A 12,769-nucleotide genomic window follows, 5' to 3' on the forward strand; every position below is an offset into this window, starting at 1 on the left:
CCTTAGAAAAGAAAGGGCTTGCGAGCATGGCTCAGTTCAATGTCTGAATGGTCAGCTCACCGTCTTTGAGACAAAGACGAGAAGCTTTTCCGAAAAACTCGTTCGGTATCTGGTCCATAATCCAGTACACACCGCCTATGGAAACCAGCTCCGCTGATAAATTAGTGCAAAAAATCTGGCTGCCTTTGTCGCCACCGGCTCCGGCGAGGGCACGGCCGCGCATCATGCCATAAATATGGATATTGCCATCCGCAATCAGTTCGGCGCCCGCGCTGACATTATTCGTGACGATGAGATCGCAGTTTTTGGCATAGATTTGTTGCCCGGAACGAACAGGCGTGGAAATCACCCGGGTTCTCTCGACCGAGGGCTCAGCCGCTGCGGCTGGAACTGCGGGTACGACAACCGGAACTTCGGGTTGCACATCACCCGCAGGTTTTTTTTCTTTACCTTCGGTTAATAATGGCAGCCCTGAACGTGAAATCGCGCGCTTTAACTGTTCATCTTTACAGCCACTGACGCCGACGATATGCAGGCCTGAACCCACGATGGCCTGCTGCATCTGCCGCCAGTTAACATCGCGGGTTAACGCTGAGACATTGACAACGACGGGCGCATTTCTCAGAAAGGCCGGAGCCTGGCTGACCTTTTCCGCCAGCGCCTTACGGACGGTGGCAGGATCGGTATGGTGCAAATGTAGGACAGAAAGTGTAAAACTGCTGCCCTTTAACTCAATTGGCGATTGTGGCATCTGTCCCGTTCAGTCCTGTTATTTATCATCCCGTCTAAAATAGCCGCACATTGTGCTGGTTAATCAAATCAGGACAATATTCCGAAGTTCTGTAAGCATGTTATAGTTACTGTAATATCCAGGCAAGCTACCTTCCAGGTTAATTCGAGTAAAAAATATGTTTTGTGTGATCTATCGAAGTACTAAACGCGACCAGACTTATCTTTATGTCGAAAAAAAAGACGATTTTTCCCGGGTCCCTGAAGCTCTGATGAATGGCTTTGGCAAACCGCAGCTGGCGATGCTGCTGCCGCTGGACGGCAGTAAGAAGCTGGTAAGCGCTGATATCGAAAAAGTTAAAGCTGCATTACGTGATGAAGGATTTTATTTACAAATGCCGCCGCCACCGGAAAGTCTGCTGAAGATGCATCTGGAAAATCATAAAAAAGTTTAACTAGGAATCGTCTGTAAATATATCACCCGCGCCGGGTTGAGCATTTAAATCCGGCGCGGGTGAAGTGATTAAAGGATGCATGCATGAAATTGCCACTCCTTACCACGCTGTTAACTTTGTTGTCTATTTCGAGCAGCATGAGTTTAAGTTATGCTGCAATCCCACCTGGCGCATTATCTTCTTCGGGCAGTGCTACGCTGTCACAGCAGGGGCGCGATCCCGCACAGTTCCCCGGCTATGTTGAACAGCTTAAAGCCACCGCTCGCCTGCAGGGGTTCAATCAGGCGACGATCGATACCGCCTTCACCGGCGTTCATTTTGTTGACCGCGCGATACAATCCGATCGCAGCCAGCTTGAACATAAAGTAACGCTTAACGATTATCTCAGCCGCGTACTGACACTGGGCAAAATTGAGAAGGGGCGTGACAGGCTCACCGCGTATCGCGCACAGCTGGATAGCGTTGCGGCAGCGTCGGGTGTTTCGCCTTCGTATATTGTTGCGCTGTGGGCAATGGAGAGCCAGTTCGGCACCATTCAGGGCAAAGAGGACGTGATTTCCGCACTCGCTACCTTAGCCTTTGAGGGACGTCGTGAAGCGTTCTTCACAAAAGAGCTGATGGCCGCGCTGAAAATCATTCAGCAGCAGGGCATGACAGCAGATGAGCTGAAGGGTTCGTGGGCGGGTGCGATGGGGCAAAGCCAGTTTATGCCCAGTTCATTCCTGAACTACGGTAAGGACGGCGACGGCGACGGCAAAATAGATATCTGGAATAACGTTGACGACGTGTTTGCCTCCATCGCCAACTATCTGCAGAAAGAAGGCTGGAAAGCCGGGCAGGGATGGGGAACGGAAGTCACCCTGCCGCAGGGATTTGATACCGAATTAAGCGGGTTGAAAAACGCGCAGGCGAAAACGCCGCTACAGTGGCAACAGCTTGGCGTAACCGTCAAAGCGGCATCGCAGGGAAATGCACCTGGACGTGCGTGGATCATCACGCCTGAAGATGGTGACGGTCGTTCATTTATGGTTTATGACAATTTCCGTACGCTAATGCACTGGAATCGATCTTATTATTTTGCCATTAGTATTGGCATGATGGCCGATGCTATCGCACAGTAAAACGGGGTGGTCGCGGCTTATAGTCGAGGCTGCCGTTCAACAAAGCAGGGGAAAAACATGTATCAGCATCACAACTGGCAAGGCGCATTGTTAGATTTTCCGGTCAATAAAGTGGTTTGCGTTGGCAGTAACTACGCCAAACATATAAAAGAGATGGGCAGCGCGACCCCGACCGAACCTGTACTGTTTATCAAACCGGAAACCGCACTGTGCGATATCCGTCAGCCGCTATCCATCCCGCAGGGTCTCGGTGCCGTACATCATGAAGTGGAACTGGCGGTGCTGATTGGTGCCACGTTAAAACATGCCAGCGAAGAGCATGTGGCTCAGGCCATTGCAGGCTACGGCGTAGCGCTGGATTTAACCCTGCGTGATGTCCAGGCGGGCTGTAAGAAGGCCGGTCAGCCGTGGGAGAAAGCGAAAGGGTTTGATAACTCTTGCCCAATCTCCGGTTTCATCCCGCGCAATGAATTTACTGCCGATCCGCAAAACGTTGAGCTTAAACTGATCGTCAACGGCGAAGTTCGCCAGCACGGCAGTACCGCCGATATGATCCACCAAATCCTGCCGCTGATTGCCTATATGAGCAAGTTTTTCACCCTGCGCGCTGGCGATGTGATCCTGACCGGTACGCCAGAAGGCGTTGGGCCGATGGTCTCTGGCGATAAGCTGGAGCTGTCGCTCGGCGGCCACGGTATTGCTACCCGAGTACTGTAAAACTTGCATACTCAGCCCAAACCCTTTATAAGGTGCGGGTTTTTACTTTTACCGGACACCGACATGACTGATAACCCTTTCTGGCAGCAAAAAACGCTGGAGCAGATGAGCGATGAGGAATGGGAATCCCTGTGCGATGGCTGTGGTCAGTGCTGCCTGAACAAGCTGCAGGATGCCGACACGGATGAAATTTACTTTACCAATGTCGCCTGTAATCAGCTGAACATCAAAACCTGCCAGTGCCGAAACTATGAGCACCGTTTTGAGCTGGAAGAGGACTGCATCAAGCTGACGCGTGATAATCTGCCGACCTTTTCGTGGCTGCCGCCAAGCTGCGCCTATCGCGTGCTGGCAGAAGGCAAAACGCTGCCGGTCTGGCATCCTTTACGGAAGGGATCGCGTGCGGCAATGCACGCTGCAAGGATCTCAGTGCGCCATATTGCGGTACATGAAAGTGAAGTAGTGGACTGGGAAGAGCACATCATCAATCGCCCACGTGGATACGGCAACTGAGTATCAGTCAGTCGCGTAAAGAGAATAAGGCCAGCATATTTGCTGGCCTTATCATTTAGCGCGAGAACAAATCGCGTTTTTTCGGTTTAAACGCCTGGGCAATTAGCACCAGTACGGCCACTAATAGATAGGCAGCAAAGATTCCTACCAGCCACTGCGGCATACTCATATTCAGCAGCGTCCATGAGCGTTCTGCACAGTCGCCGCTGGCAACGAATACCGAAGGCAGCCATTTATCCAGCGGTAGCCAGGACGGGAAACGTGCCGCAAAGTCGCAGGTCACGAAGGGTGACGGATGCAACTGCAGCATGGTGTGTTCCCAGGCCAGACGAACACCTTCCCACGCACTGTACAGCCAGATCAGAATCGCCACCCAGCGCAGCGGCGTTTTTGGTGCGATAGCGCCAACGAGACCGGCGCCCATAATACCGAACAGCGCGCAACGTTCGTAAATGCACATTACGCAGGGTTTAAGCAACATCACATGCTGAAAATAGAGCGCCGTCAATTCGAGGGCAAAAGCAGTAAACGCCATTAACAGCCAGGCACCCCGGCCATATGAACAGCGATTCAGGTATCTCAACATAAGTCTATCCGTGTAGTAAGCGTTGATTCGGCAGTGTAAACCAAATGCCGCCGTATTCCAGCCTCGGGGCAAGAAAAATTTAGGCAGCAAAATGACTTAAATTAAAATTGGTACGAAAAAAGACGCTGGCGAAGACACGTGTTCAATCCGAACGGACAAAAGGGAATAAACGCCGTATAAAGACCAGGATAAAGCTTATTTTTTTGCTGGCGATCGACATTTTCCTCTTGCCATGAGCTATGTGTAGCCTGGGGCCTCTGGTATGATGAGATGAATTTTTGCAGTTATGAACGCAATGGAAACAAAAAGCTTATGGTCATCAAGGCACAGAGCCCTGCCGGTTTCGCGGAAGAATATATAATAGAAAGTATCTGGAATAACCGTTTTCCCCCTGGCTCGATACTGCCTGCTGAACGTGAACTCTCTGAGTTAATTGGCGTTACGCGCACCACGCTTCGTGAAGTGTTGCAGCGTCTGGCCCGCGATGGCTGGCTGACTATTCAGCACGGTAAACCGACGCGAGTGAATAACTTCTGGGAAACCTCCGGACTGAGTATTCTTGAAACGCTCGCCCGGCTTGATCATGACAGCGTGCCTCAGCTGATTGATAATCTGCTCTCCGTGCGTACCGATATCTCCTCCATCTTTATTCGACGGGCGATTCGCAGTTATCCTGAAAAGGCGAAAGAAGTGCTGGAAACCGCTCGCGATATTGACGACCACGCAGAAGCCTACACCGAGCTGGATTACAGTATCTTCCGTGGTCTTGCCTTTGCTTCCGGTAACCCGATCTACGGTTTAATACTTAATGGGCTAAGAGGGCTATATACCCGGGTTGGCCGCCACTATTTCTCTAACCCCGAAGCCCGCCGCGTAGCGCAGGATTTTTATCAGCACCTGCTGCATATCTGTCATTCTCACGAGCACGAACAGATCGCCGACATCGTTCGTGACTACGGCCGCCGCAGCGGTGAAATCTGGCATGCTATGCAGGTCAGTATGCCGACGGATCTGCCGCCGCCGCGCCGCTGACGGTCAGCTCAATATAAAACGCCCCCGAATGAAATCTATTCTTCGGGGGCGTTTTTAGTTAGACATACGTCAGAAAAAAGTCGTCAGAGCGGAGTACTCGGGCGCGGTGGGCAGCGGTCAAGAATTTCAGTGCTACCATCTTCATTCTGCTGTTCAAGCGTAACGTCAAAGCCCCAAAGCCGATGAACGTGCTTAAGAACCTCGCGGCGGCTTTTATCCAGAGGAGCGCGATTCTGCGGCACGTAGCGCAGCGTCAGCGAACGGTCACCGCGCAGATCCACATCGTAAACCTGAATGTTAGGTTCCAGATTGCTCAGATTGTACTGTGCGGAAAGCTGCTGCCGAATGGCCCGATAGCCTGCCTCATCATGAATTGCGGCAATCTCCAGATAGTTATTGCGATCGTCATCCAGTACGGTGAACAGGCGGAAATCTCTCATCACCTTCGGTGACAGGAACTGGCTGATAAAACTCTCGTCCTTAAACTCGCGCATGGCAAAATGCAGGGTTTCCAGCCAGTCCTTACCGGCAATATCCGGGAACCAGTAGCGGTCCTCCTCGGTCGGATGCTGGCAGATGCGCTGAATATCCTGGAACATAGCAAAGCCCAGTGCATAAGGGTTAATACCGTTGTACCACTGGCTGTTATACGGCGGTTGATACACCACGTTAGTATGGCTGTGCAGAAACTCCAGCATAAAGCGCTCAGAGACTTTTCCTTCGTCATACAGATGATTCAGGATGGTGTAGTGCCAGAACGTTGCCCAGCCTTCGTTCATTACCTGAGTTTGCTTTTGCGGGTAAAAGTACTGGCTGACTTTTCTGACGATGCGCAGGCACTCACGCTGCCAGGGTTCCAGCAGTGGGGCGTTTTTCTCCATAAAGTACAGCAGATTTTCCTGCGGCTCAGACGGATAGCGTGCGGCTGAATACTGTGTTTCCTCGCGCTCACGGCGTGGCAGGGTACGCCACAGCATATTGACCTGGCTTTGCAGATACTCCTCGCGGCTCTTCTGTCGTGCTTTCTCTTCCTGTAGCGAAATCTTTTGCGGTCGTTTGTAGCGATCAACGCCGTAGTTCATCAGAGCATGGCAGGAATCCAGCAGCCGCTCAACCTGTTCAAGCCCGTAGCGTTCTTCACATTCGCTGATGTAATTCCGGGCGAAAATCAGATAGTCAACAATGGAGCTGGCATCGGTCCAGCTGCGGAACAGATAGTTATTTTTAAAGAAGGAGTTGTGACCATAGCAGGCATGCGCCATCACCAGCGCCTGCATGGTCATGGTGTTCTCTTCCATCAGGTAGGCGATGCAGGGGTTAGAGTTGATAACAATTTCATAGGCCAGCCCCTGCTGACCGTGCTTGTAGCGCTGTTCGGTTTCGATAAATTTTTTGCCGAACGACCAGTGCGCATAGTTGATTGGCATCCCCACGCTGGAGTAAGCATCCATCATCTGCTCTGAGGTAATGACCTCTATCTGATGAGGGTAGGTATCCAGTCGGTAGGATTTGGCAACGCGATCGATCTCTTTCAGATATACATCAAGCAGGTCGAACGTCCAGTCTGGTCCATCATTGAGTCGTTTGCTGTCCGTAATTGGAACGTCAAAGATCGTTGTCATAGCGCACCCCTTTTTATAAAACCGGTTTCTGGCGATACAGCACGTAGCGACAAAATGTCCGTTTTCATGTCAACTCACCCCCGCATTCGTGCCGCGTTGATAAGCCTGGAATAAAAGCCAATATCTCAATGATAGTTCACTGTCTCTTATCCCTCTCGTGAAAACAAATGAAATCTTCGACAGAAAATAGAGCGCGATTTAAAAAAAGATTTTTCCGTGATGGGAAATGCCCAAAAGTAACTATTTTTCAGAATTAAATCCTGTTTATAACCAAAAGATATGATGTGAAAGGTTTGTGCTGTTAACAGGCGTTTTATTCCAAAAATTGTTTTTAAGATGCTGTCATTATGAAAAATGAAGAATTTTTGACTGTATTCGTAGTGATATCTTGTTTTTATTCGCTGGCTGGGTGAAAAATATGTGAAATTTGTCAGCGGAGAGTGAGCGCTTTTCCTGGTGGTTTACTCGGTAATAAAAGCTCTCACGTAGTGTAATGTTCTTTTGAAAGCCAGATGGGGTTCGGTATGCGTGTTGTCATTCTCGGTAGTGGGGTGGTCGGCGTGGCCAGTGCGTGGTACCTGGCGCAGGCGGGCCACGAGGTTACGGTTATCGATCGCCAGCCGGATGCGGCGCTGGAAACCAGTGCCGGCAACGCCGGGCAGATATCTCCGGGCTATGCCGCACCGTGGGCAGCGCCGGGCGTGCCGCTGAAAGCGGTTAAATGGATGTTTCAGCGCCACGCGCCGTTGGCGATTCGCCTTGACGGCAGCCGCTTCCAGCTCGAGTGGATGTGGAAAATGCTGCGCAACTGCGACATGAGCCATTACCAGCAGAATAAAAGCCGTATGGTCCGCCTGTCCGAATACAGCCGTGACTGCCTGAAAGCGCTGCGTCAGGACACCGGTATCGCGTATGAAGGCCGCCAGGGCGGCACGTTACAGCTGTTCCGTACCGCGCAGCAGTATGAGAGCGCGGCGAAAGATATTGCCGTGCTGAAAGACGCGGGCGTGCCCTATGAACTGCTGGAAGCCGCCGATTTGGCTCGGGTCGAACCTGCGCTGGCTACCACGCAGCATAAACTCACCGGCGGTCTGCGCCTGCCGAATGACGAAACCGGTGACTGCCAGCTCTTTACTCAACGTCTGGCCAAAATGGCGGCGGAAGCGGGGGTAAACTTCCGTTTCAACATGCAGGTGGATGCACTGCTGCAGGAAGGAAACCAGATCCGCGGTGTGAAGTGCGGCGAGGAAATCATTACCGCAGATGCCTACGTGGTGGCTTTCGGATCGTTCTCCACCGCGTTGCTGCATGACATCGTCAAAATCCCGGTCTATCCGCTGAAAGGCTACTCGCTGACCGTACCGATTACCGACGAGAGCGCAGCGCCGGTTTCCACCGTGCTGGATGAGACTTATAAGGTGGCGATCACACGGTTTGATAATCGTATCCGCGTCGGCGGAATGGCGGAAATAGTTGGCTATAATACGAAATTATTACCGGCACGCCGCGGTACCCTGGAAATGGTGGTGCGCGATCTGTTCCCGCACGGGGGTAATGTTGCCGAGGCAACATTCTGGAGCGGGCTGCGCCCGATGACCCCGGATGGCACACCGATCGTGGGTCGTACTCCATTGAAAAACCTGTATCTTAATACCGGTCATGGTACTCTGGGCTGGACGATGGCCTGCGGCTCCGGTCAGCTTCTGGCGGATATTATTACGGGTAAAACGCCGGCAATTATGGCGGAAGATCTGTCGGTAATGCGCTATTTACCGGGCTATACGCCAACGCCGGCCCGCTCATTACACGGTGCCAGTATCCGTTAACTTACCGTATTGAAAGTTCAAGGAGAGAGTATGTCGCGTCCGATTGTCGCAACGATAGATACCGCCGCGTTGCGGCAAAACCTGGCCGTTGCCCGCAAGGCCGCAGGCGGCTCGCGCCTGTGGTCAGTGGTTAAAGCCAATGCCTACGGGCACGGCATTGAGCGCGTCTGGCAGAGCCTGCAGGAAACCGACGGTTTTGGGCTGTTGGATCTTGAAGAGGCGATCCTGCTGCGCGAACGCGGATGGAAGAAACCTATCCTGCTGCTGGAAGGATTTTTCCACCCGGAGGATCTGGACATACTCGATCGCTATCGCCTGACCACCAGCGTGCACAGTAACTGGCAGATTCAGGCGCTGGCAAAGGCCAAACTCTCCGCACCGCTGGATATTTACCTCAAGATGAACAGCGGTATGAACCGGCTTGGCTTCCAGCCGGAGCAGGTACATAACGCATGGCAGAAACTGCGTTCACTGCCTAACGTGGGTGAAATTACGCTGATGGCGCACTTCGCTGAAGCGGAAACGGCGGAAGGCATTGCCGAGCCTCTGCAACGCATTGAGCAGGCGGCTGAAGGGCTGGATTGCCCGCGCAGCCTCGCTAACTCAGCCGCGACACTGTGGCATCCACAAACTCACCACGACTGGGTTCGCCCTGGTATTATTCTCTATGGTGCGTCACCCAGCGGGCAGTGGCAGGACATCGCCGGTAACGGATTGAAGCCGGTGATGACTTTAACCAGTGAAATTATTGGTGTGCAGCAGTTGGGGCCAGGGGCACGGGTAGGTTACGGCGGCCTGTATCGTGCCAGTGAGGAACAGCGCATTGGTGTGGTTGCCTGCGGCTATGCTGACGGCTATCCGCGCATATCACCAACCGGTACGCCGGTGATGGTTGACGGCGTCATGACCCGCATCGTTGGCCGCGTTTCCATGGATATGATTACCGTTGATTTAACGCCTTGCCCGCAGGCCGGTATCGGTAGCGCGGTGGAGCTGTGGGGTAATCACGTCAAGATAGATGATGTTGCAGCGGCATCCGGCACCGTCGGGTATGAGCTGATGTGTGCGCTCGCACCGAGAGTGCCGGTTGTTGTGGTGTGATAGTCTGAAATCAGAGCGCGGTCAGCGTGCCGCGCACGGTTTTACTGAAGCGCCAGGCGATAAATGCCAGCAGCGCACCCGCTACCATCATCAGCGCCAGCGCTGATTTTTCTGCCAGAGGCAGAGCCATCATCAATAATCCCGCTGACGATCCCCCAGCCATCTGAATAAAGCCCGCCAGCGCGGAAGCCACACCGGCCTGCTGCTGGTAAGGCTCCAGCGCATAGCTGGTGGCCGGACCCACGGTAAAGGCCAGACCGGCAACCGACACAGCAACAGGCAGCATATACAGTGCCCAGTGCGTCTGCCATGCATCGGGCAGCAACCACATGCCAGCTGTCAGCATCACGGCTCCCGTGGTCATTGCCAGTGCGCCAATCGCCAGACAGATCGGACGACCCAGCTTGCGAATCACCTTATTGACCAGCACGCTAACCAGCATAATCCAGAAGCCGTTCGCACCGAACGCAATTGAGAACTGCAGAGCAGACAGGCGGCCTTCGGTCATCAATACGTTAGGTGCCAGTGAAACGTAGGTCAGCACCATACCCAGCGCACCGGCGTTAGCGAAAGCAAAGGCCAGGAAGCGCGGCTGGCGCAGGATCTGCCAGTACTGGCGCAGCGGCAGCCCTTTCACTTTTTGTGTATCCGCCGGGCGCGTTTCCGGCAGGAAGAACACCACCAGCAGGCCAATAAACAGTGCGTAGAGGGTCAGGAACCAGAACGGCGCGCGCCAGTTAAAGGCTTCAGCCAGCAGACCACCCAGCAGCGGGGCCAGCGCCGGAACGATATTCAACGCGCCGTTAAGGAAACCGTAGGCGCGGGCGGCATCATCGCCGTTCAGACGATCGCGTACGCCGCTAAAGGCCACCACCGCCGTACAGCACACGGCGCAGCCCTGGATAATACGTGCGGCAAGGAACTGCAGCCAGACGTCAGCGGTGGCTGCCAGTACGCTACCGGCAACGTAGAGCAGCAGGCCGATGATGGCGATTGGTTTGCGCCCCAGATTATCGACCAGCGGCCCGGCGACAATCTGCCCAAGGCCCATCACCAGCAGGAACAGGGGGATTGTGGTCTGGATATTGGCCACGGGGGTATTTAATCCAACGGCAATGTCCGGCAGAGTAGGCAGGTACAGATCGATGCCCAGCGGGGCGAGCAGGACCAGGCTGAGCAACAGCAGGGTGAATTTTTGCATGGCAGAAGTAAGATCCAAATTAAAGCAAGCCGTACAGGTTAGAGATTACCCACGGAAAAGAAAAGCATAAAGTGTAAGGAGACAGGGATTTATCTCCTTACACCGCAGAATTACTCTTTATCCTGCTGTACGCGAACCCCAACTTTAATAATTGTGTTGTCTTCTTTTTCCGCCACGGTCCAGATCAGATTTTTCCACTCAACCTGATCGCCTACGACCGGAGCTCCGCCAATGATGTCAGAAACCAGCTGCCCGAGCGTTTGCTGTCTGTCATGCTCTTCATCCAGATCGATGCCGTAGATTTCAGAAACATCCTGCAGCCGCGCATCGGCCTGAAGAATAAAGTCGCCGAAGAATCGCTGATCGAGATCGACCGGCGGTGACTGGCTGAACAGTTTGCCCAATGCGGGCAGATCCCGCTCGCGCCCAATCACACACAGAATATCCCCTTCGCGCAGGCGCGTGTTGCCCGTCGGGTGCAGCAGTTGGTTGTTGCGAAACAGTGCGGCGATGCGTGTTTCCCGCGGCATATGCAGATCGCGCAGCGCTGCGCCGACGCACCATTTATCCGCGCTGAGTTGATAAACCAGGTGCTCCCACGGGTTTTCAGGATGGATATCCAGCCCGATACGAGAAACAGGTGAAGCCGTAGGCGGTACGATTACCCTGGCTTTACGGGCAGCAAAGCCCAGCGAGGTTCCCTGAACGATCAGCGATACCAGCACAACAAAGAAGGCGATATTAAAGAACAGCGAGGCGTGGGGCAGACCCGCCATCATCGGGAAGACGGCAAGAATAATCGGTACCGCGCCACGCAGCCCAACCCAACTGATAAAGAAGCGTTCACGGATATTAAAGCCGCGAAACGGCAGCAGTCCGACTAAAACCGAAAGTGGGCGCGCCAACAGTATCAGCCACAGTGACAGCAACATGGCCGGTACGGCGATATGCCAGAGATCGAGCGGATTGACCAGCAGACCCAGTACCAGGAACATACCGATCTGGCTAAGCCATGCCATGCCGTCAAAAGTTTGCAGAATACCGTGGCGACTGCGGATCGGCCGGTTGCCGAGGACAAAACCGCAGAGATACACCGCCAAAATACCGCTGCCTTCCAGTGCGGTGGTCAGGGAAAACACCAGGATACCGCCGCTTAGCGCCAGTAGCGGGTACATTCCGGCCGGCAGAGAAATACGGTTAATGAGCTGTAGCAGGCCCCAGCCGCCGCCAATCCCCAGCGCAATCCCAAGACCAAATTCCTGGATCAGATGCACAAAGAACATCATATCCAGCCCTGATTGCCCCTTCAGGATCATATCAATCAGGGTTATGGTCAGAAACACCGCCATCGGGTCGTTGCTGCCTGATTCAATTTCCAGCGTAGCGCTGACGCGCTCATTGAGCCCTTTACCGCCGAGCAGCGAAAAGACCGCTGCCGCATCCGTCGAGCCAATAATCGCCCCAATCAGGAAGCCGTTCATCATATTTAAATCAAACAGCCAGGCGGCGGCCATACCGGTCAGACCGGCAGTGATCAGCACACCCACCGTCGCCAGCGACAGTGCAGGGCCAAGTGCCACCTTAAATGAACTGGCCTGGGTACGCATACCGCCATCCAGCAGGATCACTGCCAGAGCAAGGTTACTGACCAGATAGGCCGCCGGATAATTGTTAAAGACAATGCCACCGATGCCATCAACGCCCGCCAGCATACCGAGCGCGAGGAAGATAACCAGAATAGGGATACCCAGACGGGAGGAAAAGGAACTCAGCAGAATGCTTGCGGCAACCAGCACTGAACCAATGATGAATAAATTGTAAATCGCGCTGGCTTCCAAAAGGCGTTTCTCCCAACAGATTAAAATA

General features: G+C 53.5%; 12 protein-coding genes. 7 read left to right on the plus strand and 5 right to left on the minus strand.

Annotated features, from left to right (window positions below; translation table 11 throughout):
• Positions 1-31: 31 nt before the first annotated feature.
• Positions 32-751: a septum site-determining protein MinC gene (gene minC / locus OMR58_RS19040; protein ID WP_200559631.1), complete on the minus strand. Its 720-nt coding sequence runs from the start codon at positions 749-751 to the stop codon at positions 32-34.
• Between the two features lie 157 nt (positions 752-908).
• Between minC and OMR58_RS19045 the strand changes: the two genes are divergently transcribed.
• The 4 genes from OMR58_RS19045 (at position 909) to OMR58_RS19060 (ending at position 3,535) form a co-directional block, all read left to right on the plus strand.
• A complete protein-coding gene (locus tag OMR58_RS19045) occupies positions 909-1,184 on the plus strand; it encodes a YcgL domain-containing protein (RefSeq protein WP_200559630.1) in 276 nt (91 codons plus the stop codon).
• An 83-nt stretch (positions 1,185-1,267) separates the two neighbouring features.
• Positions 1,268-2,305, plus strand: coding sequence for a lytic murein transglycosylase (locus OMR58_RS19050; RefSeq protein WP_200559629.1), 1,038 nt, complete (start codon positions 1,268-1,270; stop codon positions 2,303-2,305).
• 57 nt (positions 2,306-2,362) lie between these two features.
• On the plus strand, positions 2,363-3,022 hold the full coding sequence (locus OMR58_RS19055) for a fumarylacetoacetate hydrolase family protein (RefSeq protein WP_200559628.1): 660 nt from the start codon (positions 2,363-2,365) through the stop codon (positions 3,020-3,022).
• A gap of 63 nt (positions 3,023-3,085) precedes the next feature.
• Positions 3,086-3,535 carry a YcgN family cysteine cluster protein gene (locus tag OMR58_RS19060; RefSeq protein WP_105595257.1) on the plus strand — a complete coding sequence of 150 codons (450 nt, stop codon included), beginning with the start codon at positions 3,086-3,088 and terminating at the stop codon, positions 3,533-3,535.
• A gap of 55 nt (positions 3,536-3,590) precedes the next feature.
• On the opposite strand, the gene dsbB is transcribed toward OMR58_RS19060, so the two are convergent.
• Positions 3,591-4,121, minus strand: coding sequence for a disulfide bond formation protein DsbB (gene dsbB, locus OMR58_RS19065; RefSeq protein WP_105595256.1), 531 nt, complete (start codon positions 4,119-4,121; stop codon positions 3,591-3,593).
• 312 nt (positions 4,122-4,433) lie between these two features.
• Here dsbB and fadR point away from each other — a divergent pair, with 312 nt between their 5' ends.
• Entirely contained in the window at positions 4,434-5,153 is a 720-nt protein-coding gene (fadR, locus tag OMR58_RS19070) for a fatty acid metabolism transcriptional regulator FadR (RefSeq protein WP_105595266.1), read from the plus strand.
• Between the two features lie 83 nt (positions 5,154-5,236).
• Here the strand turns inward: fadR and OMR58_RS19075 are convergent, their stop codons facing one another.
• Positions 5,237-6,775, minus strand: a complete 1,539-nt coding sequence (locus tag OMR58_RS19075; RefSeq protein ID WP_105595255.1) for a SpoVR family protein — start codon at positions 6,773-6,775, stop codon at positions 5,237-5,239.
• Positions 6,776-7,299: 524 nt separating this feature from the next.
• Between OMR58_RS19075 and OMR58_RS19080 the strand changes: the two genes are divergently transcribed.
• Positions 7,300-8,601 (plus strand): D-amino acid dehydrogenase, encoded by a 1,302-nt coding sequence (locus OMR58_RS19080; protein ID WP_200559627.1) that lies wholly within the window; start codon positions 7,300-7,302, stop codon positions 8,599-8,601.
• 30 nt (positions 8,602-8,631) lie between these two features.
• Positions 8,632-9,702: a catabolic alanine racemase DadX gene (gene dadX, locus OMR58_RS19085; RefSeq protein WP_200543841.1), complete on the plus strand. Its 1,071-nt coding sequence runs from the start codon at positions 8,632-8,634 to the stop codon at positions 9,700-9,702.
• Between the two features lie 10 nt (positions 9,703-9,712).
• Here the strand turns inward: dadX and OMR58_RS19090 are convergent, their stop codons facing one another.
• Positions 9,713-10,903, minus strand: a complete 1,191-nt coding sequence (locus tag OMR58_RS19090; protein ID WP_200559626.1) for a multidrug effflux MFS transporter — start codon at positions 10,901-10,903, stop codon at positions 9,713-9,715.
• Between the two features lie 110 nt (positions 10,904-11,013).
• Positions 11,014-12,741 (minus strand): potassium/proton antiporter, encoded by a 1,728-nt coding sequence (locus OMR58_RS19095; RefSeq protein ID WP_105595251.1) that lies wholly within the window; start codon positions 12,739-12,741, stop codon positions 11,014-11,016.
• Between the last annotated feature and the right edge of the window lie 28 nt (positions 12,742-12,769).

This window comes from Erwinia sp. INIA01 (assembly GCF_025947915.1).
In the GTDB taxonomy this organism is placed as follows: domain Bacteria; phylum Pseudomonadota; class Gammaproteobacteria; order Enterobacterales; family Enterobacteriaceae; genus Erwinia; species Erwinia coffeiphila.